This window comes from Nakamurella sp. UYEF19 (genome assembly GCF_040546275.1).
Taxonomy (GTDB): domain Bacteria; phylum Actinomycetota; class Actinomycetes; order Mycobacteriales; family Nakamurellaceae; genus Nakamurella.
This window is the reverse complement of record NZ_JBEPNO010000001.1, coordinates 95340-121788: the sequence shown is the minus strand read 5'-3', so window position 1 is coordinate 121788 and position 26449 is coordinate 95340. Positions and strand designations below refer to the sequence as shown.

The following is a 26449-nucleotide window of genomic DNA, read 5'->3' as shown; positions in this document are numbered from 1 at the left end:
CTCGGATCCGGGCCTACCCGGATTTCCACCACACGGAGGAACCAGTGGCAGTACGCACCTACCAGCGCCTCGTAGCGACAAGTCTAGCGGTCGCCCTGGCGGTGACGATGACCAGTTGTGCCAAGGGCAGCAGCTCGCAGAGCGACAGCGGGGGCAGCACCTTGACGCTGTGGACCCACAATGCCGGCAATGCAGCCGAGCTCGCCTCGATCAATGCCATCGTCACCGATTACAACAGCAGCCAGAAGAACTATCAGGTCAAGGTCCAAGCGTTTCCGCAGGATTCCTACAATCAGTCGGTCACCGCGGCGGCCGCGGCCAAGAAGCTGCCGTGCATCCTCGACGTCGATGCCCCCAACGTGCCGAACTGGGCGTGGGCCAAGTATCTGGCGCCGCTGACGGGATTGGACGACACCCTCTCCAAGTTCCTACCGTCCACCGTCGGCAAGTGGAACAGCGCGACCTATTCCTTCGGGTACTACGACGTCTCCCTCACGATGGTCAGCCGCAAATCAGTGCTGGAAGCGAATGGCATCCGCATTCCGACCATCGACAAGCCATGGACGGCAGCTGAGTTCAGTGCCGGGCTGGACAAGATCAAGGCCGGCGGAAAGTTCAAGTACGCGCTGGATCTCGGGACCAGTGCCACCGGAGAATGGTGGCCCTACGCCTACTCCCCCCTACTGCAGAGCTTCGGCGGCGACTTGATCAACCGGACCGACTTCACCTCCGCGGACAAGACGCTCAACGGTGCTGCAGCGGTGAAGTGGGCGACCTGGTTCCGCTCGATGATCACAGGGGGTTTCGCGCCGCTGAAATCCGGAGCGGACCCCATTGCCGACTTCGGCAATGGCGTGAGCGCAATTCTGTGGTCGGGCCAGTGGTCGGCCGTCCCCCTGGTGAAGAAGTTCGGTGACGACGTCGTCTTCCTGCCCCCGGTCGATTTCGGCAACGGTCCGAAGATCGGCGGTGGCTCCTGGCAGTGGGCCGTCAGTTCCGGATGCGCCAACCAGGCCGGCGCGATGGACTACATGAAGTTCGCCTCCCAGGACAAGTACGTCGCCTCGGTCGCCACCGCCACCTTCAACATCCCTGCTACGGACGCGGCCGCTGCCGTGGTCAAGGGATACGAGAAGGGTGGTGCCTACGACATCTTCCGGCAGTACTCGAAGAAGTTCGCGACGATCCGGCCGCCGACACCCGGCTACCCCTTCATCGCGACCGAGTTCACCAAGACCGCGCAGGACATCCTCAACGGTGCCGACCCGAAAACTGAGCTGGACCAGGCAGTATTGGACATCGACGCAAACCAGAAGTCCAACAACAACTTTTCCTGACACCCCATGAACGCTGCGCCTCGCTGGGTATCCCCGGCGGGGCGCGGCCCCAGGGTCCCCGAAGGAGCAGACCCATGAGTTCGACCCTCGAATCACGTTCCGCCGATGTACCCAGCATTCCGGCCCCGCACCAGCTCGGATCCCGACGAGCGCCCTCCCAGAAGCGAGCCGCCGCATGGATGCTCGCACCCGCAGCCGTACTGCTGGTCACCTTCGTGCTCATCCCCATCGCACTCACCTTCGCCCTGGCGTTCACCGACTCCAAACTGGTTTCCCCGCAGCCCATCAGGTTCATCGGGTTCGACAACTTCACCCGGATCTTCGCCGACGCGACGTTCTGGAAGTCACTGCGGAACACCGTCGTCTTCGCAGTCTTCGTGGTGCCGTTGCAAGCCGGCTTCGCACTCGGCCTCGCGCTGCTGATCAACACGAAGATCAAGGGCGTCAATTTCTTCCGGACCATCTACTTCCTCCCGGTGGTGACCTCCATGGTGGTGGTGGCCATCCTGTGGACGTTCCTGTACCAGCCCAACGGTTTGATCAACAGCCTCTTGCTCAAGATCGGCATCCACGGCCCCGATTGGCTCGGTGACACCCACACCGCGCTGGCTGCCATCATCTTCATGTCCATCTGGCAGAACGTCGGGTTCCACATGGTGATCTGGCTCTCGGGACTGCAGACGATTCCCTCGTCCCTCTACGAGGCGTCCTCGCTGGACGGCGCCTCGACGTGGCAGAACTTCAAGTGGGTCACCTGGCCTGGCCTCAAGCAGACCCGCACGTTCATCCTGATCACCATCACCATCGCCGCGCTGGCGCTGTTCACCCAGATCAACATCATGACCCAGGGTGGTCCCCTCGACTCCACCTCGACCGTCGTGTACCAGGCAGTTCGAGCCGGCTTCCAGCAACAACAGACCGGTTACGCATCAGCGATCTCGCTCGTCTTCTTCGTCATCGTGCTGATGGTCTCGCTGGTCCAACGCTTCCTGACGAGAGACAAGGACCAAGTGCGATGAGCGACACCCTTGCGCCGGCCACGCAGTCCGACATCGACGAGCCCCGAGCGAATGTCACGGCCGCGAAGAAGCGCGTCGGCTCGATCCCCGGCTTGATCTTCCGCATCGTGCTGTGTCTGGTTTTCGGCCTTCCGCTGATCTTCATGATCATTTCCGGTTTCAAGCCCGACGACCAGATCTTCTCCGATCTGACGTCGATCAGGGCATTCCTGCCGGTCGGGCACCTGTCCTTCGACAACTACACTGCTGTCTTCGATCGCGTTCCCTTCGGCACGTTCATCATGAACTCGGTGATCATCTCCGTCTGCACCGTCGTGCTGGGCGTGATCGTCAATTCGATGGCAGCATTCGCTCTGGCAAGATTGACGTTTCGCGGCAAGACCGTGATTCTGAGCATCATCATCGCCACCCTCATCGTGCCGTTCGAGACGTTGGCCCTGCCGCTTCTCTGGTGGGTGAACAAGCTTCCCTGGTTGGACGCCAACGGGTTCTCCTTCGGTTGGCTGGACACCTATCAGGTGCAGATTCTGCCGTTCGTGGCCAATGCCTTCTCCATCTATCTCTTCTACCAGTTCTTCGACTCGATACCGAAGGAACTGGACGAGGCGGCCACCGTCGACGGGGCCGGCTGGTTCCACATCTACCGCAAGATCGTGATGCCGCTGTCCGGACCGGCGATCGCCACCGTCTCCATCCTCACCTTCCTGCCGGCGTGGAACTCCTACCTGTGGCCGCTGATGGTCGTGCAGTCGGAGAATCTCCGTCCCGCGATGGTCGGTATCGACTACTTCAAGCAGCTCAACGTCTCCTGGGGTCAGCTGATGGCCTACGCCTCGATGATCACCATCCCCGTGCTCGCACTCTTCATCGCCTTCCAGCGTGCCTTCATCAATTCCATCGCCTCCTCCGGCGTGAAAGGCTGACATGTTCTCGCTTCCCGAAGCCTGGGTCTGGGATTTCTGGCTCGCCGACGACGGACAGCATTACCACCTGTTCTTCCTCCATGCCTCGCGCGCGTTGCCCAAGCCGCACGACCGGCACTACCGAGCATCCATCGGTCATGCCATCTCGACCGATCTGACCCGCTGGACCAGGGTGCAGGATGCGTTGGTCCGCAGCGACGCCACCGCTTTCGACGATCTGGCGACGTGGACCGGTTCGGTGGTCCGGCACCCCGACGGGACCTGGTTCATGTTCTACACCGGCGCGTCGCTGACCCCGGCGGGGAACCGTCAACAGATCGGATACGCGACCTCGAGCGATCTGCTGCACTGGCGAAAGAGTGGCGCCAACCCGGTGCTGAGTGCTGATCCCCGCTGGTACGAGGTGCTGGCCGACGGCAAGTGGCACGACGAGGCGTTCCGCGACCCCTGGGTTGTCGCCGACCCGGACGGCGACGGTTGGCACATGCTGATCACCGCCAGGGCCAACGAGGGTGCCGCGGACGACCGTGGTGTGGTGGGCCACGCCTGGTCGCCCGATCTCCGGACGTGGGAGTTGCGTCCTCCGCTGACCGAACCCGGTCAGGGGTTCGGCCAACTCGAGGTGACCCAGGTCGAGATCGTCGACGGGCGACCGATTCTCCTGTTCTCGTGTCTGGACGGAGATCTGTCGAAGGACCGTGGATCCGATGGGACGAGCGGCGGAGTCTGGTGGGCTGGAGCGGACAGCCTGCTGGGGCCCTACGACATCGCGGGGGCCCGCCAACTGACCGGTCGATCCCTGTACAGCGGTCGGATCATCTGGAACCGGGACTCGTCGGAGTGGAAATTCCTGGCCTTCCACCACGATGCGGCGGACGGCAGTTTCGTCGGGGTCATCTCCGATCCACAACCGATCAGCTGGACCGGTCAGACTTTGGCACTCGGCCGCACCGACGCCGGGATCAGTCGCTGAATCAACCGCAAGGGCGCCTGCGGGGAGCCGGCGCGGCGGCCGGTCAGCGCAACCGCCGCGCCCGCAGCACCAGGTCCGCGGCGTGATGAGCGCCGGCGCCACCTTCGGGTGCGACGCGCGGTCGTTCGCCGTCCACCTCGACCTCCCAATCGACGTCGAGCATCGACCGGATCATCGACGGCCACACGTAGTCCGCCGGATCGAAGCCGTCGTCACGGGGCGGCTGGGTCTCCATGCCTGCGTGGTGCACCAGGAGGAGCACACCACCGGGCGCGACGGCAGAAGTCAGTGCCCGCTCGGCCGCGCCGTCCGGGGTGCGCAACAGGGCCGGGTACTGCGCGGACACCAGGTCGAAGGATCCTGACGGAAGCCCGGCTTCGGCCAGACCGGCATGCACCCAACGGATCTCGACGCCGGCGTCCCGCGCGTGCCCGGCCGCCCTGGCCAACGCAACGCCGGAGGGCTCGAGTGCTGTGACGGCCCAACCGCTGCGCGCGAGCCATACTGCGTCCGCGCCCTCACCGCAGCCGACGTCCAGCACACGTCCCGGTCTGAGGCCGGCAGTTTCGGCTACCAGGACCCCGTTGGGTTTTCCGCTCCAGAGCTGATCCCGGTCCGAGTACCGACGGTCCCACTCCTCCTGCACCGCAGGATCACCCACGTAGCCGCCAGAGGGTGGGGTAACGGGCACGGGCGATCCCGCAGTGCTGTTCTCGGTCATCGGCCCACTCTCGCTGATCGCCCACCGGCCCCGCAACAATCTTTGCCGTTCCGGCAAGACCCATTCCGCCGGATGTCAGCTGATGACGGTGGCGGCCTTGACGAACTCATCGGTGAAGGTCTTGTTCGTATCGATGGCCTTGCCCTTCACCGATGGGTTGAATGCCGCAAGCACAGCCAGGCAGGTCGCCGGTCCGGTTGACGGCATCAGGCCGGTCGGGTTGAAGATCGCCTTCTCGCTGTCGAGTGCATGGGCGTACGCCTCCTTGCCCACACCGGCGTAGTAGGAGGCCGGCATGACGTCGGCGATCTGGGTGCCGCTGTGCGTCTGGATCCACTTGAGGGTCGCCACGTAGGCATTCACCAGCTTCTGCACCACCGCTTTGTGCGAGTCGACGTAGTCGGTCGGCATGTAGAGGGAGGTGGCCGGGTAGTTGCCGCCGAGCACGGCGGTTGCCCCGGCCGAGCTACGCATGTCCAGCAGGATGTAGGCGACACCCGTCGACAGTGCCTGCGAGACAGTTGGTTCCGTGGTCATTCCGCAGTCGATGGCCTTCTGCTTCATCGCCGCCAGGAAGGTCTGGCCCGCGCCGACCCCGCGACGGGTCGTGCTGGACGGGTCGACACCTGCCTTCGTGGTGATGTACTGCGTCAGGAAGTCGGTCGACGAACCGGTGTCGGTGATACCCAGCGATCGGCCCTTGAAATCGGCCGCTGATCTGATCGTTCCCTTGAGATCGGTGCGGCAGAGCTCCACCTCTCCAGGGTTCTGCAGCATCGAGACCACGGACTCGGCGGCCTTGCCCTTGCCCTTGCCCTGCAGGACGATGGTGTGGTCGTAGAAGCCGCCGACGCCCTGCACCTGGCCGGCGAGCATGTTGGTGGTCGCGTCACCGCCGGCCGGCTCGTCGATCAGGTCCACGTTGACGCCGGCCTTGGTGTAATAGCCCAACTGCTTGGCCAGCATGTACGGAAGGTAGATCTGCTTGGACATACCGCCCACCATGATCGTCAGGTCGGGGGTGCTGCTCACGTTCGCCGATTTGGCACCGGACCCGGCCTTGGAGGAAGTGCTCGAGTCACCGGCCGCAGCCGGGGTGCCGGCGGATTTGGTGGCGCAACCGGTGATCGTCAGAGTTCCGACCGTAGCCAGGACGATCAGGGATTTCCATCGTGGGGAGGACATCGTTGTGTTCCTTTCAAGGGTGAACGGGGCAGGATGGAGCAACCGCGACCACACTGGCGGTCGGGGGGAAATACACCGGCGCGTAGATTCTTTCGGGGTCAGACAGTGGTCATGTCGGCGGAACTCGTCGGCGGCCTCCACCGCAGGATCCGCTTCTCCAGGAGGGTGATGAGCAGTTCGGCGACGAGCGCGATGACTGCGACCACGACCATGCCGGCCAACACGCCGTTCATGTCGAAGTTGTTCTGGGAGCTTCGGATCAGTAGACCCAGACCCTTGTCCGAGCCGAGGATCTCGCCGACGATGGCGCCGATCATGGCGAAACCGAAACTGATGTGCAGACTGGCCAGGATCCAGGTGAAGGCCGAGGGCAGGACGACCTGGCGGGTCAGTTGCAACCGGGATGCACCGAGGATGCGGGCATTGGACACCAGATTTCGATCGACTTCCCTGGTGCCCTGGAAGGCGTTGAAGAAGACGCCGAAGAAGACCAGCACGGCGGCGAGGATCACCTTCGATTCGATACCGAAGCCGAATGCGACGGTGAAGATGGAGCCGAGCACGATGCGGGGTATCGAGTTCGCCACCTTGATGAACGGCGAGAGCAGTTCGGCGAGGAAGCGATTGCCTCCGAGTCCGATACCGAACACCACCCCGAGGAGGACGCCGATCAGAAATCCGTAGACGGCCTCCTGCAGCGTCACCGAGATCTGCTCCGCCAGTGAACCGTGGTCCGTGCCCTGGGTGATCCAGTTGCGCAGGGTGGCCCAGACCTGGCTGGGCTGCCCCCAGAAGAACGGGTCGATGTGGCGGGCGTTGACGCCCCACTCCCATGCCCCCAGCAGGATCGCGACCAGAGCCAGTCTCGCGACGATCATCAGGACGCGACGGCGGACATTCCGGTATCGAGCAGATCTCACCACTCTGACCGCACCGGCAGACCGGAGAACGGGCTTGGCCACCGCACGCTCCGTCGGGCCGGCCTGGACCACCTGGGGAGACTTCGTCATGCCGGCACCGCGGCGGTCGTCCTGGCGTAGGCCGTTTCGACCTCGGTCCGCAGCGCTTCCCAGATCTTCTCGTAGATCGCGATGAACTCGGGATCGAAGCGGATTTCCTGGACCTTGCGGGGTCTGGGCAGATCGACCGGAAAGACGGCTTTCACGGTTCCAGGACCGGCGGTGAGCACGACGACCTTGTCGGCGAGCGCGATGGCCTCCTCGAGGTCATGGGTCACGAAGATGACCGCGGGACGCGTCTGGTCCCAGAGGCCGAGGAGTTCGTCCGACATGATCGATCGCGTCTGGACATCCAGCGCCGAGAACGGCTCGTCCATCAGCAGCACCCGTGGTTCGGTGATCAGACTCTGGGCCAGGGCCACACGCTTTCGCATGCCGCCGGAGAGCTGGTGCGGGTAGCGATCCTCGAAACCGGCGAGCCCGACGCGGCGCAGCCAGTCGCGTGCCAGGTTGTTGGCCCTGGCCCGCGACTGGCCGCGGAAGCGCGGTCCGGCGGCGACGTTGTCCAGCACCGTCTTCCAGGGGAAGACTGCGTCCTGCTGGAACATGAATCCCACCCCCGGCGTGATCCCTGAGACCGGCTTCCCATCTACTTCGACCGTCCCCTCCGACGCCCTCTCCAGACCTGAGACCAGGGTCAGGGTGGTCGACTTCCCGCAGCCTGTCGGCCCCACCACGGCACAGAACTCACCGGGACCGATCGAAAGTTCGAAGTCCCGCAGCGCCGTGAACACTCCCCCCTTCGGAGTGCGGAACCGCTTCGTCGCCCCTCGGATCTCGATGGCCGGTGGGGCCTTTTCAGCTATCGATGTCGTCATTGTCACCGTCGGCAACTCCTTCGTCAGTCCGGTTGTGGAGGAGCATGCCGGGAAACAGTCGAGATGAATAGTTTCCGCGTGCTACTCGTCTTTGTGCGCCATCACCATTCTTTTCAGGAAATCTGCTCACCTGCTACGCGAATCTGCATCTTCTGCTCCTTCTGCTCGAGTGCACTTGGAGCAGAATGACGGTTGTGCTTCACTTCACATCGAAGGTGGCAGGCCTCTGGCCCGCAGCGACGATGCACACTGACCGGAGGCCGAGCGACCATGCGATCGATTGCCTCCTGGCTGCTCTGGTCGATCGTCGGAGTGCTGGCCTTCACGGCCGTCATCGGGGGTGTCCTGGAAGTCCGGCAGACCAGCTCGGCACTGGACCAGCGGTACGAGCAGCAGGCCAGGGTGACGGCGGCCGGCGTGGCCGACATCCCGGAAGTCGCCACGGCACTTGCGGCCGGTGACCCGGGCCATGTCCTTGGCACCCTGGCCACCCGGCTCCAGCACGATGTCGGTGCTGCCTACGTCGTGATCACGAACGCCGAGGGACTGCGGTACTCGCACCCGAACCCGGCACAGATCGGCCGCTACCTGGAGGAGCCCGTCCAGGTGTTGGACGGCCTCACCCATGTCGGCATCGACAACGGCAGCCTCGGCCGCTCTGCCAACGGCAAGGCGCCGGTCTTCTCGGCATCCGGCAAGGTGATCGGTCAGGTATCGGTCGGGGTGCTCGAGACCACGGTCAGCGCCGAGCTGGCCTCGCAGGCCGGCGGCATCACGATCTATCTGGCCATTGCGCTCACCCTGGGGGTCGCGGTGGCCCTGCTGCTGTCCCGGGCGATGAAGCGGAAGACCTTCGGGCTCGAACTGAACGAGATCAGCTCCCTGCTGCAGGAACGTGAAGCCATGCTGCACGGGATCCGTGAAGGCGTACTGGGTTTTGATGCGAAGGGCCGGGTCACGCTGCTCAACGACGAGGCACGGCGTCTGCTCGGCATGTCCGGTCAGGTCCTGGGCGCCGACCTGACCGACGCCATCCCTCCCGGCCGGCTCCGCGATGTGCTGACCGGCCGGGTGGACGGGGCAGATCAGGTCGTGCTCACCGACGACTCGCTGCTCGTGGTGAACCGGCGAAGGGTGGTCACGGCCGGACGATCGACCGGTAGCGTCATCACGCTGCGAGACAGAACCGAGATGGAAGGTCTGATCCGGGAACTGGACTCGGCGACCGGTCTGGCCAAGGCCCTGCGGGCCCAGGAACACGAATTCGCGAATCGGCTCCATGTCATCGGTGGACTGCTCGACCTCAGGGAATTCGCCGAGGCGCGAAGCTACGTGAACGGCGTCGTCGCCTCCGGACAGACCGGAACCGGCGAGGATCTGCGGTCGCGGATCTCACCGCCGATCATCGCCGCCCTGCTCCTGGCCAAGCAGACGATCGCCGCCGAGCGTGACATCACCCTGACCATCGCCCCCCTGTCGAGACTTGAGCTCTCCAGCGGCCCGGTTGCCCAGAACGTCATGACGGTCCTGGGCAATCTGATCGACAACGGCCTCGACGCCGTGTCCGAACAGCCTGTGCCACGTTCCGTCGTCGTCACCATCACCGACGAGCACGAGCTCACGATCGTCGTGCAGGACAACGGCCCCGGCATCGGAAAGGTGAACGCGCAGAACATCTTCGACGACGGGTTCACCACCAAGGCGGCCCAGTCCGACCGTCGTCGCGGTATCGGTCTGGCGCTGGTGCGCCGTCTGGTGGCGCGGGCCGGGGGCTCGATCCGGGTCAACACCGAGCCGGGTGCCCGCTTCGAGGTCAGCCTCCCGAGAGCAGCCGGCCACCGATGATCCGGACGCTCGTCGTCGACGACGACTTCCAGGTCGCTCGCATCCACGCCGCCAGTGTGGAAAGAGTGCCCGGCTTCGCCTTTATCGGCCAGGCGCACAGCGCGGCCGATGCGGCAGCAGCCGTACGACGGGACCGGCCCGATCTGATGATCCTGGACATCTACCTGCCCGACCTGGACGGCTTGGCCCTCCTTCGTGAGCTGGCCTCCGAGGGAGACGCTCCCGACACCATCTTCATCACCGCTGCGCGCGACATCACCACCGTTCGGTCGGCGATGGGCCTCGGTGCGTTCTACTACCTGGTGAAGCCATTCGGATTCCCGGCACTTCAACAACAACTGCATGCCTATCAGCAATGGCGGGAACACCTGGACGCCGAGATCGGACAGTTCGCCGACCAGGAAGCAGTCGATTCCCTGTTCGCCCTGCTCCGTCCCAACAACGCGTCCCGAGCAACGCAAAAAAACCTCCCGGTCACCATGGCCGCGGTACTCGAGTCCGTCAGCACGTCGACAACGCCGATGGGTGCCAGTGAAGTGGCCAGAACACTCGGGATGAGCCGTCCCACCGCGCAGCGCTACCTGTCGGAGCTGGAACGCCGACACCTGCTCCGTCTGGAACTGTCGTACGGATCGACCGGACGCCCCGTGCACCGCTATCGCAGGGTCGAGCGCCCGGGAAGTCGCCCCTGATCCGTCGATCGCCGGCGTCGAATGACCCACACCCCGATCGCCACGACGACCAGACCGAGGACGACCCAGCTGAAGATGCTCGCGTAGCTCTCCAATTTGGTGTAGCTGGCGCCCGCCAGGTAGCCGAGGACGGTGAAGCCGGCACCCCAGATGATGCCGCCGGCGGCATTCCAGGCCAGAAAAGTGCGATAGCGCAGGCCAACCGTGCCGGCCATACCCGGCATCACGGCCCGCAGAAATGCCGTGAACCTTCCGAGGAATACCGCTCGGCCCCCCAGGCGGTGCAGACGATCCTTGCCGGAATCGATTGCAGCCTGGTGGTTCCGGAAGACCCTGAGAGCCAGGATGCGATTGCCGAAGAGCCGACCCACCTCGTAGCCGACCGAGTCCCCGATGATGGCCGCCAGCACCACGACCACCAGGAGCAGAGGAAGTGAGATGGAATGTCGGTAGGCGAGGACCCCTCCCAGGATGACGGCCGTCTCCCCCGGCAGCACGAACCCGACGAAGAGTGCGGCTTCGGCAAAAACCAAACCACCGACCAGTGCATACGCCGGCCAGCCATGAAAGGTCAGGATGGGATCCACGATCGAAGTCACCAGGCTCATCTTGCTTCTCCGGTCAACTCGGTCACGCGTCCCTGCGCTCGAGGATGATGGCGGCGGCCACCAGTGCGACCACGGCGTAGCCCACGAACACCGCAAACCCGGTCCAGGGAGCGAGCGTGCCCGGATCAGGATGCAGATCGTAGAGGGCCGCTCCGGCGTTGCTCGGGAGGTACGGCCCCACGTTCGTCTGCCAACTGTCCGGCAGGATGGACAGGATGCCCGGCAGCACCAACAGCACGCCGAACAGCGCCGCGATGCCGCCGGCGGTCGATCGGATGACGAACCCGAGACCGATCCCGAGCAGCGCAACCACGGTGAGATACAGCCCGCTCCCCACGATGGCCCGGAGCGCTCCGGGCGCGGTCATCGTCGTACCGTGGCTACCCAGCGCGGCCTGACCGCCCAGAAAGGCCACAAAAGCCGAGATCTCCATGAGGATCAGGGTGACGAGGCCGAACAGAATCGCCTTGGCCCACAGCACCGGCAGACGCCTGGGCGCCGCGGCCAAGGTCGAGCGGATCATTCCGGTGCCGTATTCGCCCGAGATGAACAGCACGCCCAGCACGCCGATCGCCAGTTGGGAGAAGTTGAGCCCGGCCAGAGACAGACCGACGGGATCGAAGTTCGCCCGGCGCCCCGGGCGCATGTGTGCCCAGTCCTGGTTGGTGAGGATGCCGCCGACCACTCCGGCCATCACCATCGCGGCAACCGCAAGACCCATGGTGATCCAACTCGAGCGGAGCGACCGCAGTTTCACCCATTCCGAGCTCAGCACCCGCCGGAGCGTGACCGGGGCAGGATCTGCCAGCGGCACAAATGGTGTGACGGCCGACGACGGGAGGGCCTGGGTGACGCTCATGCCACGCTCGTTTCCGCGATGGTGAGACCGCCGTGATATTCGACGGATTCGTTGGTCAATTCCATGAAGGCTTCCTCCAGGGACGCACGCTGCGGCGTCAATTCGTGAATGGCGATTCCGTTTGCCAACGCAAGATCGCCGATCTCCACTGCGGTGCGGCCGAGGACCTCCAGAGCGCCGGCCTCGTGACTGGTGGTGGTGACACCCGACGAGGAGAGTAGGCGCTGCAATTCGTCTGCCTGCGGGCTCCGCACCAGAACCGTGTCCCGTGAGGCCGACGAGAGGAGTTCGGCGATCGGCAGGTCGGCGATCAACCGGCCCTTGCCGATGACGATCAGATGGTCGGCCGTGAGGGACATCTCGCTCATGAGGTGGCTCGACACCAGGACCGTACGTCCTTCCGCGGCAAGATTCCTCAGCAGGTGACGGATCCAGAGAATGCCGTCCGGGTCGAGGCCGTTGACCGGTTCGTCCAGGATCAGGGTGCCCGGGTCCCCGAGAAGCGCCGAGGCGATTCCGAGGCGTTGTCCCATCCCGAGGGAGAACGCTCCCGCCCTCCGTCTGGCGACCTCGGTGAGCCCGACCAACTCGATGACCGCCCGCACCCGGGATGTCGGTATCGCATGGGTCTTCGCCAGTGCCAGCAGGTGGTTGAAGGCAGATCTGCCGGTGTGCACCGAGCGGGCCTCGAGCAGGGCGCCGACCTCGTGCAGCGGCGCGGGCAGGTCTGCGTAGCGCTTTCCACCGACCGTCACGGTGCCGCTGGTCGGACGGTCGAGGCCGAGGATCATCCGCATGGTGGTGGATTTGCCGGCCCCGTTCGGGCCCAGGAACCCCGTGACGACGCCCGGACGTACGTCGAACTCGAGGCCATCGACGACAGTCTTGTCCCCGTAGGTCTTGGTCAGCGATCGAGCTTGGATCATGATGCCTCTCCGATTGCGGTGACGGTACTCATCGGGCGGCCAGCACGACGAAGGACACGGCCCCCGCGGCGAGGCAGTAGATCGCGAACGGGATGAGAGTGCGGGTACGGAAGTACTTCTCGAGGAACCGCACCGCAAGGTAGGCACACACGAAGGACGCGATGCTCCCGGCCAGGATCTGACCGTGGATGCCGGCACCGAGCGGTCCGAACAGGTCCGGCACCTTCAGAACGCCGGCGGCCAGGATGACCGGTGTCGCCAGCAGGAAGGAGAACCTGGCCGCGTCACGATGCGAGAGACCCTGGGTGAGACCCGCCACCATGGTTGCCCCGGACCGGCTGATCCCCGGGAGGAGCGCCAGGATCTGGGCGCATCCGATCAGGACACCACGCTTCATGGTCAGCCCGGCCAGCCGCGAGTCAGAGCGCAGATCTGCCTCGTGCTCCTCGAGGCCGGCGTCCAGATCTGTGCCTCGGGTCAGCGACTCTGCCCTGTCGGCTTCACCTTTGGCGAGTCCGGCGGTCGCACCGACGGTGACCGCCGGGGCGCGGCGGCGGAGCAACTCACCGACGAAGAGCACGATGCCGTTGGCGAACAGGAAGGCAGCAGCCGGCATCGGGCGGCCGAGGACGGTGCGGAAGGTGTGTTCCAGCAGCAGGCCGGCGACGCCGACCGGAATGGTGGCCAACACGATGAGCCACGCCAACCGTTCGGCGTCGGTGGAGATCCGTCGGTACCGGATGGACGTGACGAAGCCGCCGATGATGCGGATCCAGTCCCGCCAGAAGAATGCCAGCAGCGCGAAGGCGGTGGCGACGTGGAGGCCCACGATGAATGCCAGGTAGGGCGATTCCGGGGTCGAGACGTCCAGATCCCGACCCCAGCTACCGCCGATCAGGGCCGGCAGGATCACCGAGTGCCCGAGACTGGACACCGGGAACAGTTCCGTGACGCCCTGCAGAGCCCCGACGACGATGGCTTCCAGATAGGAAATGGTGGTCACGCCGCCGCTCCCGGATGATCGATGGTGCGGTCAGCTGCCGGATCCTTCGGTGCGCCTCGGCCCTCGCGCCGCATCTTGAGCAGTTCCAGCCCAACGGGAATCAGCGAGATGACCACCACGACGGCGATGATCGGCAGCAGATATTTGTCGATTCCGGTGATCTGCGACCCGAGCCAGTACCCGGCCATGGTGACGCCGAGCGACCAGATCAGTCCGCCGATGATCTGCCAGAGTGTGAACAGCCGCTGGGAGATGCCCACCATGCCTGCCATCGGGTTCATCACCGTCCGGACCACCGGGATGAAGCGCGCCAACACGATCGCCTTGGCCGGACCGTAGCGCTCCAACACCTCGGTGACCCGCTCGGTGGCCCGTCGGAGAGCCGGCCGTTTGGCCTTGTTCAGCAGGGCGACGCCAAGGGTCCGTCCGATCCAGTAGCCGATCTGAGCACCGATCAGCGCGCCGGCGGCGGCAACGGCGAGTACGCCCCCGAGCGGGAGGTGCAGCGATCCATGGGTTGCGGCGAGCAGCCCGGCCGAGAACAGCAGGGAGTCCCCCGGCAGGAAGAACCCCACCAGCAAACCGGTTTCGGCCACCAGCACGCAGAAGATGCCGATCAGTCCGGTCGCCGCGATCACGCTGGTGGCATCAAGCGGATTGAATCCAGCAGCCAGCCCGGTCACCACGAAGGCCTCGGGACGGGCGAGCAGTGGGGGGCGTTCATGGGTCTCCTCCGGCTGGATCTGTCCACTGGCAACGACTGACAACGGCTCACGACGTAGTACTACCAGTACAATAGTAGCAGTGTCCGAGTGAAATCCCACGGATCCGGCAGGCCCGAAATCGACGCCGAGTGCCAGCGACGTGCCCTGGATGACCGTGAGGGGAAGGACACGGGGCGGGACCATCTGGAATGACCCACGGGCCGCCCCACTGCTGAGGCACAACGCTGTACGGACCATGTTGTACCTCAATAGACCCCATCGGTGGGTCGGTCGAAGATCTAGATGCCTTCCGGGTGACGGTCATTGCATGCCGGGAACCTCGGTGTGGACGGCTACTTCAAGGCTGGTTTGCGGTCCGATTCTTTCGGTGCCGGAAGCAGGAGCGTAAATGTCGGCGTGTCAGCACTCAGGGTGAGGCGACCACCTTCTGCATGGGCCAGGCTCCGGGCCAGGGCAAGTCCGATGCCATGGCCGGTTGATCCGCCAGTCCTCCGTCGGAACAGTTCTCGGCCTCCGCCGGCAATGATCGGGCCTTGGTTGGTCACGTCGATGGCGATCGTGTCGATGGCATCCCGGACCGTGACCAGGACCTCCCCGTCGCCGTGGCGGCAGGCGTTGTCCAGCAGAACGTCCAGGATCTGGCTGACGGCAGCGGCGGAGGCCCGGCTCGCACCGTCCAGCCGTGCGACGACCGTCTGGACGGGGCGTCCCTGTTGGGCGAGTGCGCCGCGCCAGCGCTCGTGGACGTCTCGGACCAATGAGTCGATGTCAAGCGGTTCGCCGGTGCTCGGGGTGTCGCGGGCCAGGGCCAGTAGATCGGTGATCGTCGCTTCCAACCGATCGGTGGTGACCAGTGCATCCCGGATCGCCTGTCGCGGATCGGTTGTCGAATCCTCCAGCGCAGCTTCCAGTTGGAACCGGAGCCCGGTGAGGGGTGTGCGCAATTGATGCGAGGCATCGGCGGTGTAAGTGCGCTCGCGGTCGAGCAGTTCGCCGAGGCGCACTGCGGTGCGGTTGATGGATCGGTTCAGCGAGTCGATCTCGGTCATCCCCGCCGGGACCGTGCGGACACCGAAGTCGCCGTCGCCCAATCGTTCTGCGACCCCGGCGAGGTCTTCCAGCGGGCGGGTCAACACTCGGGCCTGCCTTCGCCCGAGCAACCAGCTCACGATCAGCGCCATGAGCGCGAGCGCTGTCATCGCGATCCAGGTGACCGCCACCGGGGTGGACAGGAGGGCATCGGATTGGGTGGCCAAGACCGCTCCGACGACGGTGTTCCCGTCGGTCACCGGCACCGCGACGGCATATCTGCCGTCGACCTGCCCGTCGACGACGCCGCCGCGGAGTGCGGCGTCGACCAACGGGCCGGAGGCTGCGGGAGCATCGCCGGCGATCTTGGTTCCGATCGGATCGTAGACAGCGAATTGTCGTGCCGCCTCGGCATTGGCGTCCGTCGGAAGCTGCCGAAGCCCCTGGTCCCCGGAGACGGCGACAGCGATGCCGGCGGCCGCGTCGTGCAGCGATCTGTGCTGCTCGGAGATGAAGTACCGCGTCAGGCCGATGGCCAGCGGCAGGCCGAACAGCAGGATCGCCACCGCCGTGACGGCGGTGCTCAGCCGGATGATCCTGCGCCTCATGGCGTCCCTTCATCGTTCGACTCGTCCGCGGCTTCCTGCCTCAGTGTGCCGCCCCGACACCGTGAGCGGGGATGTTTTGCCAAGCGCTGACCTTCCACGGCCCGTGCGTTGTTCTTCGGCTCGTAGCGTCGGGTTCATGCCCGTTGGGGCGCGAGATCCACTCCCGACAAACCGCTTTGGAGCACCCATGAACCTTCCACCACACACCGCACGAAGCGTCCGAGCAATCCTGGTCGGACTCGTCGGACTCGTGGGTGTGGCCGCCTGCGGTAGCTCCTCCCCTGCCCCGGTGACATCGACGGTCGCTTCCAGCATTCCGAGTGCGACGCCGACGACCACACCCGTGGCGACAGCCGCCGGTTCCGCGCAGCGGGAGGTCAATCCGGCGGGCGACATCCCCGACAACCAGGCGTTCGTCCCCTACGAGCCCAGCGCCGGCAAGTTCACCGTCACGGTGCCGGAGGGCTGGGCCAGAACCGACACCGCTACCGGTGTGCTGTTCACCGACAAGTACAACAGCATCCGCGTGGACACCCGACCCGCGACCTCAGCACCGACGACAGCCTCCATCCGTGCGTCGGAAGTACCGTCCCTATCGGGTTCCTCGGCCAATTTCCTGCTCGGCGATGTCAGCACGGTCACGCGGAAGGCAGGAGCCGCAATCGTTCTCGCATACCACGCGGATACTCCACCCAACGCGGTGACGGGCAGGGTCACCACCGCGGCGTTCGAACGCTATGTCTTCTTCAAGGCCGGGACCGAAGTGGTCATCACGGTCGGCGCTCCCGTCGGCGGGGACAACGTCGACCCGTGGCGCAAGGTCACCGACTCCTTCAGCTGGTCGGCATGACCGCCGCGCTGCACGCAGAATCCCTGTACCGGTTCTTCCGGGCAGGTGACGAGGAAACCCTGGCCCTGCGCGGTGTCTCGCTGGAAGTCCACCCAGGGCAGTTCGTCGCGTTGGTCGGCCCGTCCGGCTCGGGGAAGTCGACGTTGATGTCGTGCCTGGCCGGCATCGACGAACCCGACGGCGGTACCGTCCGGATCACCGACCACCGGATGAGTCACCAGAGCGAACCGGTCCGCGCCGAACTGCGAGCCCGACGAATCGGGTTGCTGTTCCAGTCGGCCAACCTGATCGGCCACCTCAGCGTGCGTGACAACGTCCGCCTGGCACAGCGTCTGGCCCGCCGCAGGGACCGGCCGGATGTTCCGGAACTGCTGACCTCGCTGGGCATCGCCGCACGGTCCGGTGCCTACCCCGGGCAACTCTCCGGAGGCGAGACGGCCCGTGCCGGCCTGGCCGTCGCGTTGGCCAACCGCCCCGCGGTGCTGCTGGCCGACGAACCAACCGGCGAGTTGGACGAAGGTACCGAACAGCACGTGCTGCAGCTGTTCTCGGCTCTGGCCGCCACCGGGGTGGCGATCCTGGTGGCCAGCCACAGCCCCGCTGTCGCCGCCGCGGCGGACCGCATCATCACCATCACCGATGGGGCGCTGACCTGATGGCCAGCCGATCTCACCCTCCATTTCACTTCCAGTCCAGGGAACGAACATGCCAGAAGACATCCTGATCGAATGCGTCGGTGTCGGGCATACCTACGGATCGGGGCGGACCGCCGTGGTCGCGGTCCACGGCGTCGATGCCGTGGTCACCTCGCGGACCAGAGTCGCGGTGACCGGACCCTCTGGTTCGGGGAAATCGACGTTGCTGCACATGATGGCGGGTCTCGTCCCGGCCATCGGCGGCAGCCTGACCTGGCCAACGTGGGGCCAAGATCCTCTCCGGACAGCAGGCCGGATGGGGATCGTCTTCCAGGGTCCGAGCCTGCTCCCGGCGCTGGACGTCCTGGAGAACGTCGCCTTCCCGCTGCTGCTGGCCGACGTCAGCGACCGTGTCGCCCGCAGCTACGCCACCGAGGCTCTCAAGACGCTCGGATTGAGCGAGCTGGCCCACCAGCTCCCGGAGACCCTGTCCGGCGGGCAGGCACAACGGGTCGCAGTCGCCAGAGTGCTGGCCTCGGCACCGGAACTGATCCTGGCCGACGAACCCACCGGACAGCTCGATCACCAGGCCGCAGCCCTGGTCATCGACGTCCTGCTCCGCGCCAGTGAAGAACTCGGCGCAGCCCTGGTCATCTCCACCCACGACCCGGTGATCGCCGCCCGCCTCCCCCAGCGGTGGACGATGCGCGATGGCGCGATGCTGCTGCCTGGTGCCGACCGGACCCGTGCTCAGGTGGCGTCATGATCTCCCTGTGGATCCGCGGACTGATCCTGCGTCGGCCCACCCGGCTGGCGGCAGCGGCCTTCGGGATCGCCATCGCCGTCGCCCTGCTCGCCTCCCTCGGCGCGTTCCTGGCCCATTCCAAGGCCACCATGACCGACCGGGCCGTCCGCAGCGTCGGCATCGACTGGCAGGTCCAGGTCCAACGCGGCGCCGACCCGGCAGCGGTCGCCCGTACCGTCGCCGGCACCTTCGGCGTGATCACCTCCGCCACCGTCGGTTTCGGGCAGAGCAGCGGCCTGAGCACCACCGCGGGCGGCAGCAACCAGACCACCGGCCCCGCCGTCATCCTGGGCATCCCGGACACCTACCGACGCCAGTTCCCTACGGTCATCCGCACCCTGGCCGGTGCCGATACCGGGGTGCTGCTGGCCCAGCAGACCGCATCGAACCTGCACGCCGCCGCCGGCGACAAGGTGCTGATCGGACGCGCCGGACTACCACCGGTGACGGTGACCATCGCCGGCGTCATCGACCTACCCCAGGCCGACTCCCTGTTCCAGACCGTCGGAGCCGCCGTCGGAGCCTTACGGACCGCCCCACCGGACAACGTCATGCTGCTCCCACAAACTCTGTGGCACAACATCTTCGATCCGCTGGCCACTAGTCGTCCCGACCTGCTGTCGTCCCAGATCCACGTGCTACGAGCACATTCGCTGCCCACCGACCCCGCCGCCGCCTACGTCGCCGTCACCGCCGCGGCCCACAACCTGGAAGCCGTCACCGCCGGCGGAGCCGTGGTCGGCGACAACCTCGGCGCCGCTCTGGGCGGAGCCCGCGGTGACGCCGCATACTCCCAGGTGCTGTTCCTGTTCCTCGGACTGCCCGGGGCGATCCTGGCCGGATTCCTCACCGCGACCATCGCCTCCGCCGGAGCCGCACGACGGCGCGGTGAGCAATCCCTGCTCCGCGCCCGAGGCGCAACCGCCGCCCAACTGATCCGCCTGGCCGGAGTGGAAGCCCTGCTCACCGGCCTCGTCGGATCCGCGGTGGGACTGGCCGGAGCTGCCATCGTCGGCCAGATCGCCTTCGGCACCTCCAGCTTCGGCAACACCACCACCGACGCTCTCGTCTGGGGCGTCACCGCAGCCCTCGTCGGGCTGGTCATCGCCGCCCTCACCATTCTCGTGCCCGCCCGAGGTGACCTCAAGAACGCAACGGTCGCGGCCGGCCGGGCCACCGTTCGCGGCCTGCGCTACCCGGCGTGGGCCCGCTACGGATTGGACGGAGCCCTGCTGATCGTCGCCGGTCTGGTCTTCAATGCGACCAGCCGCAACGGCTACCAATTGGTGATCGCACCGGAAGGGGTGCCGACGATCTCGGTGTCCTACTGGGCGCTGGCCGGACCGGCGCTGCTGTGGATCGGCGCGGGACTGCTCGCGTGGCGCGGCGCGGACTTCCTCCTGGGCCGCGGCCGACCGATCCTGCAGAAACTACTCCGACCACTCACCGGTCGCCTGGCTGCTCCGGTGGCAGCCGGGCTGTCGCGGCAGCGGCGTCCGATGGCCCGCGCCATCGTCCTGCTGGCACTGGCCCTGTCGTTCGCCGCCTCCACCTCGACCTTCAACGCCACCTACGCCCAGCAGGCCGAAGCCGACGCACAGCTGACCAACGGCGCCGACGTCACCGTCACCCAACCCCCCGGAACGATCGTGCACCCGGCCGCGGCGGCCACGCTGGCCGGTGTTCCAGGCGTCACGGCGGTGGAGCCTGTGCAGCACCGCTTCGCCTACATCGGCACCGATCTGCAAGACCTCTACGGGGTCCGACCCGCGAGCATCACCTCGGCGACCGCCCTGCAGGACGCCTACTTCAGCGGCGGCACCGCGTCCGGTCTGATGGCCACCCTGGCCGCCACGCCCGATTCCATCCTGGTCTCCGCCGAGACCGTCAAGGACTACCAGTTGCAGCCCGGCGACCCGCTGAACCTGCGGCTGATGGACGGCCGCACCCACCAACTCGCCACCGTGACCTTCCACTACGTCGGGGTGGTCAGCGAGTTCCCCACCGCCCCGAAGGACAGCTTCTTCGTCGCCAACGCCGCCTACATCACCCAGCGCACCGGCACCGACGCCGTCGGGTCGTTCCTGGTCAACACCGGCGGCCGCAACAGCGCCACCGTTGCGACCGGCATCCAGAGCATCCTGGGTCCCAACGCCACCGTCACCGACATCAGCACCACCCGCAAGACCGTCGGCTCCAGCCTCACCGCCGTCGACCTCACCGGACTGACCCGCGTCGAACTCGCCTTCGCCCTGCTGCTCGCAGCAGCCGCGGGCGGGCTTGTCCTGGGTCTGGGCCTGACCGAGCGACGACGAACCTTCGCCATCGCCTGCGCCCTCGGCGCACGGCGAAAACACCTGCGCGGCATGATCTTCAGCGAAGTGATCGTGCTGGCCATCGGCGGCCTCGCCGCCGGCGGCATCATGGGGTGGATCCTGTCGCAGATGCTGGTGAAAGTTCTCACCGGTGTCTTCGACCCGCCACCGTCGATCATCGCCGTGCCCTGGCTGTATCTGGGCATCGTCGCCCTGTTGACCCTGGCCGCGCTGGCGACCGTCGGCACCGTCGCGACACGCGTCGCACAGAGACCGCCGATCGCCGTCCTGCGGGAGCTGTAGATGGCGTCCTCAGGCGGTCAGGGCCGAAGCCGAGGTCCTGTCCCTCTTCGACCAGGTCAGGTAGACGACGAGTACGAGAACGACCGACAGGAAGATCGCGCTGGTTCCGGTCGTTCCCAGCTCCAGCCCGCCGGCATCCGCCGGCTGGGACAGGTAGTCACCCAACGACGCGCCCAGCGGCCGGGTCAGGATGTAGGCGATCCAGAACGCCAGGACCGCGTTCAACCGGAACGCAAAGTGCGCCAACGACACGGCGGCGATCAGCGACGCGAAGACGATGGCCGACAGCCAGTATCCGAGATTCAGGCGCTCCGCCGCGAGGTCGCCGGCCGCGGCGCCGAGGGCGAAGGTGAACAAGATGGTCAGCCAGTAGAAGGCCTCCCTCCCGACGGCCGGTGACGATGGTGTGGATCGACAGGGACCCCTCGGTCGCGTACCAGGCTGCGAAGGTCACCGCGAGCGCCACCGCGAACACGAGTGTCGCGATCGGCAGGGTGACCCCGAAGTTGTCGGTCAGATTGTCGGTGATCAAGGTGCCGACCACGCTGATCAGCACCACCGCCAGCCAGTACACGCCGGGGACGTACCTCTTCAACCGGAACTGCACGACCAGCACCAGACCGGCCACCACGTAGGTGGTGTTGGTGAGACCGAAATTCAGGTTGGTGTTGAGGTAATCGGCGGCGGTCTCACCAACGGTGGTGGCGAGGATTTTGATGATCCAGAAGTACAGGGTCACTTCCGGGACCTTGTTGAGCAGTGCACGTCGTGTCGATGCCGGCATCTGGACCTGGGTTTCGATGTTCATGATCCAGATGCTGACCTGGCGAACCTGTAAATATCCTGACCACGTCAGCCATCGAGCCCTCGACTGCCTGGGCCGGGCGCAATACTGGTGCAGGTGACCAACGACCGGCTGCTCCTCGTCGAAGACGACGACGGCCTGCGGGATGTCTTCGCCAGGGGCCTGCGTGAAGAGGGCTTCGAGGTCGTCACCGCCTCCGACGGCGGCGGCGCGATCCGAACCGCAGTCGGAAGATCGGTGGACGCTGTCCTTCTCGACATCGGTCTCCCGGATTCTGACGGACGCGATGTGTGTCAGGCGCTGCGCGCCCGAGGGGTCGACGCGCCGGTGATCTTCCTGTCCGCCCGGGGCGAGCTCGGTGACCGCCTTTCCGGGTTTTCCGCAGGCGGCGACGACTACCTGAGCAAACCGATCGCATTTCCCGAGTTGATCGCCCGGCTCCGGGCCGTCCTGCGTCGTAGCGCCGGGCCCCCGACCGCTGCGTGGGCCGGCCTCGAGCGACGGACATCTCGGAGCCGGCCTCGGACTGGCCCTGGCTCGGCGGCTTGCCCGCGCATCCGACGGTGACGTCACCGTCGTGGCCCACGCGTCACCGTGCACCTTCCGCATCGACCTCCCGGCCGGGTAACCGGCTGTCGACCCGTGCCATGGCGAACCTGCCTACCTCCCTTCGGTTTCCAGCCGGTACCCGAATGCCCTGACCGCCACGATCGACGGGGCGCTCAGTGCTGCCAGCACTGCGGCGGCCTGAAGTTTGGATCGCAGACTGGACACGTGAACGTCCAAAGTCTTGGTCGATCCGAACCAGTGGGGATCCCAGACGTCGGCCATCAGGGTTGCCCGGGACAACGCCGCCCCCGGCGAGGCCAGGAACCGGGCCAACAGGTCGAACTCCTTCGCGCGCAGGGGGAGTTCGGCTTCACCGAGGTAGGCACGTCGGGTCTGTTCATCGACTCGAAGCGCGCCGTCTGCGCCGGCCGGGGATGCTGTCGTGGGTTGTGATCGACGGAGGTGGGCATGGATCCGCGCGAGGAGTTCGCCGAGACGGAACGGCTTCGTCAGGTAGTCATCCGCCCCGGCCTCCAACCCCACGACCACGTCGATCTCCTCGTCCCGCGCGGTGAGGACGACCAGTACCGCGCCGGGCTGGGCTGATCTCAGCGCCCGACAGACGTCGACGCCGTCCATGTCGGGCAATCCCAGGTCCAGCAGCACGAGATCGAACATCTCGGCGGCCGTCACCTCCAGGGCACCGCTGCCCGTGGACGCCCATGTCACCACGTGGCCATGAGCGGCCAGGCTCGAGCGCAGCACCCCGCCGATCGTCTCGTCGTCCTCCACCACCAACAGATGCGCCATCACCGGACGGTATCCCGAGGCGCCGGTCAGGTGAATCCAAGCGGGTCGGACAGGGTGAGCGGCCTGCCAACAGCACGGCTATGTGTGGAAGGCATCTCGGATGCCGGCCCGCCGGCAGCAAGCTATCGGCTACCCCATCCGCTAGCCTCGATCACGACGCTTGCGCGCCCCCGGTTTTGTCGACGACGACTCAGGGCCCGACGGTCCACACAGCCGTAGATGGGTTGTGAGATGGTGCCTGCTGCTGGTCCGACAGACGTGATCTTCGGGCGGTCTGCCGAGATCGCAATCATGACTGACTTTTTCGGCTCCGATGAATCCCCGGGCAGCATGACCATCACCGGTGAGGCCGGCATCGGCAAGTCCACGCTGTGGGCGGCCGGTGTCTCGCTTGCGATGGCTCGATCCATGCTGGTGCTCAGCGTTCGTCCGACGCAGGCGGAAGCTCGGATGTCGTTCGCCGGCCTGGGCGACCTCTTCGAATCGGTGGCAGACGACGTGCTACCCCAGCTGCACCACCTGCAACGGACTGCACTCGAGGTCGCCCTGCTGCGACGCGTCTCCCATGGCCCGCCGCCGTCCGAACGCGAGATCGGTGCCGCCGTTCTCAAAGCTCTTCGGTTCCTGTCGGGAGATCGGTCCATCACCATCGCAGCTGACGACGTGCAATGGCTGGATCAGGCCACCGCGGACGTGCTCGGCTACGCGCTCCGACGCCTGCGAGACGAACCGGTGTGGGTGCTCATCACCCGGCGCACCGGCGACCCCGATGTGTTGCCCGACATCGATGCTCCCGGGCTGGTCGAATCGAATGGCCTCGCCGGTCGACACCATCAGGTGGTCGCGCTCGGCGCCCTCCCAGCTCCCGCGCTCGGGGAACTCCTGTGTCATCGGCTCGGAAGCAGATGGACACCCGGCACCCTGCGTGAGATGGTCACCGTTTCGGGCGGAAATCCCTACTGGGCCATCGAACTCGGTCAGGCCAGGCTCTCGCTTCGCACCGGGGAGCCGCGAGCGGAAGAACGGTTGACCGTGCCCGACACCCTGACGGGGCTACTCGATCGGCGGCTCCGGCGGGAGACCGGCGCGGTGCGCGAGGTCGTGCTGGTGGTGGCCGCACTGTCCACTCCCACCTGCCGCTCGGCCGGCCGGGCACTGGCCGGCGTGATGGCCGACCCGGAGACCGCCATCGACGACGCCGTCGCGGCCGGCCTGGTCGTGGAGACCGCCGGCCGGCTGCGGATGTCGCATCCGCTGTTGGGCTCCCAGGCGCTACGGTCGCTGCCACCGGGACAGCGACGGAGACTCCATCGCCGGCTCGCCGACAACACCGCTGATCCGGAGCAGAGGGCCCGGCACCTGGCCCTGGCGACCGACGGGGAACCGGATGCCGACCTGGCGAGATCGCTGGAAGCCGGTGCACTCTCGGCCCGATCGCGCGGTGCTGTGCATACCGCGGCCGAACTGGCCGATCTGGCCATCGCCTCGACTCCCGCCGGAGATCGCATCGACCGGTTCCGCCGGGGGCTGACCGCGGCAGAGTTGTACTTCGCTGCCGGCGATCTCCAGGGAGCGTGCGAGCGGGCCGGGGACCTGGCTGCCGACCGGCCCGACGCCGATGGATGGTCGGATCTGTTGCCCATGCTGGTCGAGACGACCTACTGGGTGCATGGTCAACGTGCCGCTCAGGCCGCAGTGCGGACGGTCCTGGACGGCTTCCCTACGCATCCACGTTGCCGCGCAGTTGCTCTCGCCTGCGCGGCGGACGTCGGAGACGGAGCGGGATCGGACCGCGCAGACCTGGCCCGGGAATCCATCCGGCTTTTCGATGGTCTGGACGGCTCCGACCCGGGATCACTTTCCATGGCATTGGTCTATCTCGCCGAAGACCATCTTGATTCCGGTCATGGCATGGCGACCGATCTGTTGAAGCGGGCCGAAGCGGCAGAGTCCCGTCACCGGGCGACGAAGCCCCGGTCGATCTCCGTCCTCAATCGGGTGAGCAGCATTCGCGCCTACCAACTCAAGCTGGTCGACGACCTGGACGGTGCGCGGACCAGCTTGAATCGCGCGATCACGACGGCCCGTGCCGAGGGTGACGACGGGTCGATCGCCGCGCTGCTCGGGCACTTGGCGCTCACCGAGTACTGGGCCGGTCACTACCGCCGGTCAACGGAACTTTCAAGCGACGGCCTCGCGCAGATCGAGGCGCGCGGCGGGGTGGCACCGGCCACCCTGTACTCGGCCTACGCCCTGTCTGCCGTCCTGAGCGGACAGGCAGGGCGCGCCCGTGAACTGATCATGGCGCAGCTGCCCGGCGACGACGCCGATCCGACCAAGAAGACCATCGCGTACTGCCACGTCCTCGGTTTGGCCGACCTCCTCGACGGTCATCCCGCCGCGGCCCTGGTCCACCTCGAGCGGGCCTGGCGGGCCGTTGTCGTGCTGAAGATCCAGGAGCCAGGCCGTCGGCAACGGCTGGAGGCCGATCTGGGTGAGGCCCTGATCGCGGCCGGGCAACTGGAACGAGCCGCCGAACTGGCGACCGAGCAGCTCGCTCTGGGAGCACTCCTGAGCCGCACCACGCTGATCGGCGTCGGTCACCGCCTGCGTGGTCTCATCCATGCGGCGAATGGCGAACTGGACGATGCCGTCGCCTCGCTCGGCGCTGCCGTTGCAGCACATCAGCTCTCACCGCTGGCGTTGGAGCTGCCCCGCAGCTTGTTCGCCCTTGGCCAGGTGCACCGCCGCCGTCGTGACAAACCCGGGGCCAGGAGCAACCTCCGAGCCGCGAAGGACCGATTCACCACCATCGAGGCAATTCCGTGGATGCGATTCGCCGATGACGAACTCGCGCGCATCGACGGCCCGCGAACCGGAGCCATGCTCACCGCCACCGAGGAGAAGGTGGCCGCTCTGGCCGGAGCCGGCCGCAACAACCGGGAGATCGCTGCAGAGCTGTTCATCAGCAGCCGAACGGTCGAAGGTCATCTCGCAGTCGTCTACCGCAAGCTCGCCATCCGGGGCCGGGCCCAGTTGGCCCACCGCAATTCCTGACGTCGGCAATCGCTCCGCCGGCATCACCGG

At 66.3% G+C, this 26449-nt stretch carries 23 protein-coding genes and 1 pseudogene; 12 read left to right on the top strand and 12 right to left on the bottom strand.

Translation table 11 applies throughout. The annotated features are described in order from the left end of the window. Positions 1–44: 44 nt before the first annotated feature. The 4 genes from ABIB25_RS00515 to ABIB25_RS00500 all read left to right on the top strand — a co-directional run bounded on the left by ABIB25_RS00515 (position 45) and on the right by ABIB25_RS00500 (position 4252). Positions 45–1337: an extracellular solute-binding protein gene (locus ABIB25_RS00515; protein WP_354526444.1), complete on the top strand. Its 1293-nt coding sequence runs from the start codon at positions 45–47 to the stop codon at positions 1335–1337. Between the two features lie 74 nt (positions 1338–1411). Next, complete coding sequence (locus ABIB25_RS00510; RefSeq protein WP_354526443.1) at positions 1412–2356, top strand: carbohydrate ABC transporter permease; 945 nt, start codon at positions 1412–1414, stop codon at positions 2354–2356. Next, on the top strand, positions 2353–3279 hold the full coding sequence (locus ABIB25_RS00505; RefSeq protein WP_502919712.1) for a carbohydrate ABC transporter permease: 927 nt from the start codon (positions 2353–2355) through the stop codon (positions 3277–3279). The genes ABIB25_RS00510 and ABIB25_RS00505 overlap by 4 nt, the downstream gene beginning before the upstream one ends. A 1-nt stretch (position 3280) precedes the next feature. After that, the gene (locus ABIB25_RS00500; protein WP_354526442.1) at positions 3281–4252 is read left to right on the top strand and encodes a glycoside hydrolase family protein; all 972 of its coding nucleotides are present in this window, start codon (positions 3281–3283) and stop codon (positions 4250–4252) included. Positions 4253–4295: 43 nt separating this feature from the next. Here the strand turns inward: ABIB25_RS00500 and ABIB25_RS00495 are convergent, their stop codons facing one another. From ABIB25_RS00495 to ABIB25_RS00480, 4 genes are all read right to left on the bottom strand, one after another. Then, entirely contained in the window at positions 4296–4973 is a 678-nt protein-coding gene (locus ABIB25_RS00495; RefSeq protein ID WP_354526441.1) for a class I SAM-dependent methyltransferase, read from the bottom strand. 75 nt (positions 4974–5048) lie between these two features. Then, positions 5049–6158 carry an ABC transporter substrate-binding protein gene (locus ABIB25_RS00490; RefSeq protein WP_354526440.1) on the bottom strand — a complete coding sequence of 370 codons (1110 nt, stop codon included), beginning with the start codon at positions 6156–6158 and terminating at the stop codon, positions 5049–5051. Between the two features lie 98 nt (positions 6159–6256). Continuing rightward, positions 6257–7168: an ABC transporter permease gene (locus tag ABIB25_RS00485; protein WP_354526439.1), complete on the bottom strand. Its 912-nt coding sequence runs from the start codon at positions 7166–7168 to the stop codon at positions 6257–6259. Next, positions 7165–7983, bottom strand: coding sequence for an ABC transporter ATP-binding protein (locus tag ABIB25_RS00480; RefSeq protein WP_502919729.1), 819 nt, complete (start codon positions 7981–7983; stop codon positions 7165–7167). The genes ABIB25_RS00485 and ABIB25_RS00480 overlap by 4 nt, the downstream gene beginning before the upstream one ends. Before the next feature lie 282 nt (positions 7984–8265). Here ABIB25_RS00480 and ABIB25_RS00475 point away from each other — a divergent pair, with 282 nt between their 5' ends. After that, a complete protein-coding gene (locus ABIB25_RS00475) occupies positions 8266–9840 on the top strand; it encodes an ATP-binding protein (protein WP_354526438.1) in 1575 nt (524 codons plus the stop codon). Continuing rightward, a complete protein-coding gene (locus ABIB25_RS00470) occupies positions 9837–10532 on the top strand; it encodes a response regulator (protein WP_354526437.1) in 696 nt (231 codons plus the stop codon). Before ABIB25_RS00475 ends, ABIB25_RS00470 begins: the two co-directional genes overlap by 4 nt. Here the strand turns inward: ABIB25_RS00470 and ABIB25_RS00465 are convergent. The 6 genes from ABIB25_RS00465 to ABIB25_RS00440 all read right to left on the bottom strand — a co-directional run bounded on the left by ABIB25_RS00465 (position 10496) and on the right by ABIB25_RS00440 (position 16290). Then, on the bottom strand, positions 10496–11140 hold the full coding sequence (locus ABIB25_RS00465; RefSeq protein WP_354526435.1) for a DedA family protein: 645 nt from the start codon (positions 11138–11140) through the stop codon (positions 10496–10498). The two genes, ABIB25_RS00470 and ABIB25_RS00465, sit on opposite strands and share 37 nt — an antisense overlap. Positions 11141–11162: 22 nt before the next feature. After that, positions 11163–11999 carry an ABC transporter permease gene (locus tag ABIB25_RS00460; protein ID WP_354526434.1) on the bottom strand — a complete coding sequence of 279 codons (837 nt, stop codon included), beginning with the start codon at positions 11997–11999 and terminating at the stop codon, positions 11163–11165. Further along, the gene (locus tag ABIB25_RS00455) at positions 11996–12925 is read right to left on the bottom strand and encodes an ATP-binding cassette domain-containing protein (RefSeq protein ID WP_354526432.1); all 930 of its coding nucleotides are present in this window, start codon (positions 12923–12925) and stop codon (positions 11996–11998) included. Before ABIB25_RS00455 ends, ABIB25_RS00460 begins: the two co-directional genes overlap by 4 nt. A 28-nt stretch (positions 12926–12953) precedes the next feature. After that, entirely contained in the window at positions 12954–13928 is a 975-nt protein-coding gene (locus tag ABIB25_RS00450) for an undecaprenyl-diphosphate phosphatase (RefSeq protein ID WP_354526431.1), read from the bottom strand. Continuing rightward, complete coding sequence (locus tag ABIB25_RS00445; protein WP_502919728.1) at positions 13925–14614, bottom strand: DedA family protein; 690 nt, start codon at positions 14612–14614, stop codon at positions 13925–13927. The genes ABIB25_RS00450 and ABIB25_RS00445 overlap by 4 nt, the downstream gene beginning before the upstream one ends. Positions 14615–14985: 371 nt before the next feature. Continuing rightward, positions 14986–16290 carry a sensor histidine kinase gene (locus tag ABIB25_RS00440; protein WP_354526430.1) on the bottom strand — a complete coding sequence of 435 codons (1305 nt, stop codon included), beginning with the start codon at positions 16288–16290 and terminating at the stop codon, positions 14986–14988. Positions 16291–16477: 187 nt separating this feature from the next. Between ABIB25_RS00440 and ABIB25_RS00435 the strand changes: the two genes are divergently transcribed. The 4 genes from ABIB25_RS00435 to ABIB25_RS00420 are packed head-to-tail and all read left to right on the top strand — an operon-like array spanning position 16478 to position 21198. After that, positions 16478–17140 carry a hypothetical protein gene (locus tag ABIB25_RS00435; RefSeq protein WP_354526429.1) on the top strand — a complete coding sequence of 221 codons (663 nt, stop codon included), beginning with the start codon at positions 16478–16480 and terminating at the stop codon, positions 17138–17140. Then, positions 17137–17796 (top strand): ABC transporter ATP-binding protein, encoded by a 660-nt coding sequence (locus ABIB25_RS00430; RefSeq protein WP_354526428.1) that lies wholly within the window; start codon positions 17137–17139, stop codon positions 17794–17796. Before ABIB25_RS00435 ends, ABIB25_RS00430 begins: the two co-directional genes overlap by 4 nt. 49 nt (positions 17797–17845) lie before the next feature. Continuing rightward, positions 17846–18541 (top strand): ABC transporter ATP-binding protein, encoded by a 696-nt coding sequence (locus tag ABIB25_RS00425; RefSeq protein WP_354526427.1) that lies wholly within the window; start codon positions 17846–17848, stop codon positions 18539–18541. Beyond that, entirely contained in the window at positions 18538–21198 is a 2661-nt protein-coding gene (locus ABIB25_RS00420) for an FtsX-like permease family protein (protein ID WP_354526426.1), read from the top strand. Before ABIB25_RS00425 ends, ABIB25_RS00420 begins: the two co-directional genes overlap by 4 nt. A gap of 9 nt (positions 21199–21207) precedes the next feature. Here the strand turns inward: ABIB25_RS00420 and ABIB25_RS00415 are convergent. Further along, positions 21208–22006 (bottom strand): annotated as a pseudogene (locus tag ABIB25_RS00415) (COG4705 family protein). Positions 22007–22099: 93 nt separating this feature from the next. Here ABIB25_RS00415 and ABIB25_RS00410 point away from each other — a divergent pair. Beyond that, positions 22100–22570, top strand: a complete 471-nt coding sequence (locus ABIB25_RS00410; protein WP_502919711.1) for a response regulator transcription factor — start codon at positions 22100–22102, stop codon at positions 22568–22570. 93 nt (positions 22571–22663) lie between these two features. Here ABIB25_RS00410 and ABIB25_RS00405 read toward each other — a convergent pair whose 3' ends face one another. Beyond that, positions 22664–23362: a response regulator transcription factor gene (locus ABIB25_RS00405; protein ID WP_354526425.1), complete on the bottom strand. Its 699-nt coding sequence runs from the start codon at positions 23360–23362 to the stop codon at positions 22664–22666. A gap of 219 nt (positions 23363–23581) precedes the next feature. Between ABIB25_RS00405 and ABIB25_RS00400 the strand changes: the two genes are divergently transcribed. Then, the gene (locus tag ABIB25_RS00400) at positions 23582–26419 is read left to right on the top strand and encodes an ATP-binding protein (RefSeq protein WP_354526424.1); all 2838 of its coding nucleotides are present in this window, start codon (positions 23582–23584) and stop codon (positions 26417–26419) included. Positions 26420–26449: the final 30 nt, after the last annotated feature.

What these genes read in the sequence shown, in the direction of transcription:
- ABIB25_RS00405 (WP_354526425.1), bottom strand. Translation starts at nt 23,362, where the DNA reads ATGGCGCATCTGTTGGTGGTGGAGGACGACGAGACGATCGGCGGGGTG.
- ABIB25_RS00440 (WP_354526430.1), bottom strand. Translation starts at nt 16,290, where the DNA reads ATGAGGCGCAGGATCATCCGGCTGAGCACCGCCGTCACGGCGGTGGCG.
- ABIB25_RS00430 (WP_354526428.1), top strand. Translation starts at nt 17,137, where the DNA reads ATGACCGCCGCGCTGCACGCAGAATCCCTGTACCGGTTCTTCCGGGCA.
- ABIB25_RS00475 (WP_354526438.1), top strand. Translation starts at nt 8,266, where the DNA reads ATGCGATCGATTGCCTCCTGGCTGCTCTGGTCGATCGTCGGAGTGCTG.
- ABIB25_RS00460 (WP_354526434.1), bottom strand. Translation starts at nt 11,999, where the DNA reads ATGAGCGTCACCCAGGCCCTCCCGTCGTCGGCCGTCACACCATTTGTG.
- ABIB25_RS00485 (WP_354526439.1), bottom strand. Translation starts at nt 7,168, where the DNA reads ATGACGAAGTCTCCCCAGGTGGTCCAGGCCGGCCCGACGGAGCGTGCG.
- ABIB25_RS00470 (WP_354526437.1), top strand. Translation starts at nt 9,837, where the DNA reads ATGATCCGGACGCTCGTCGTCGACGACGACTTCCAGGTCGCTCGCATC.
- ABIB25_RS00455 (WP_354526432.1), bottom strand. Translation starts at nt 12,925, where the DNA reads ATGATCCAAGCTCGATCGCTGACCAAGACCTACGGGGACAAGACTGTC.
- ABIB25_RS00400 (WP_354526424.1), top strand. Translation starts at nt 23,582, where the DNA reads ATGGGTTGTGAGATGGTGCCTGCTGCTGGTCCGACAGACGTGATCTTC.
- ABIB25_RS00465 (WP_354526435.1), bottom strand. Translation starts at nt 11,140, where the DNA reads ATGAGCCTGGTGACTTCGATCGTGGATCCCATCCTGACCTTTCATGGC.
- ABIB25_RS00435 (WP_354526429.1), top strand. Translation starts at nt 16,478, where the DNA reads ATGAACCTTCCACCACACACCGCACGAAGCGTCCGAGCAATCCTGGTC.
- ABIB25_RS00505 (WP_502919712.1), top strand. Translation starts at nt 2,353, where the DNA reads ATGAGCGACACCCTTGCGCCGGCCACGCAGTCCGACATCGACGAGCCC.
- ABIB25_RS00490 (WP_354526440.1), bottom strand. Translation starts at nt 6,158, where the DNA reads ATGTCCTCCCCACGATGGAAATCCCTGATCGTCCTGGCTACGGTCGGA.
- ABIB25_RS00510 (WP_354526443.1), top strand. Translation starts at nt 1,412, where the DNA reads ATGAGTTCGACCCTCGAATCACGTTCCGCCGATGTACCCAGCATTCCG.
- ABIB25_RS00495 (WP_354526441.1), bottom strand. Translation starts at nt 4,973, where the DNA reads ATGACCGAGAACAGCACTGCGGGATCGCCCGTGCCCGTTACCCCACCC.
- ABIB25_RS00420 (WP_354526426.1), top strand. Translation starts at nt 18,538, where the DNA reads ATGATCTCCCTGTGGATCCGCGGACTGATCCTGCGTCGGCCCACCCGG.
- ABIB25_RS00500 (WP_354526442.1), top strand. Translation starts at nt 3,281, where the DNA reads ATGTTCTCGCTTCCCGAAGCCTGGGTCTGGGATTTCTGGCTCGCCGAC.
- ABIB25_RS00425 (WP_354526427.1), top strand. Translation starts at nt 17,846, where the DNA reads ATGCCAGAAGACATCCTGATCGAATGCGTCGGTGTCGGGCATACCTAC.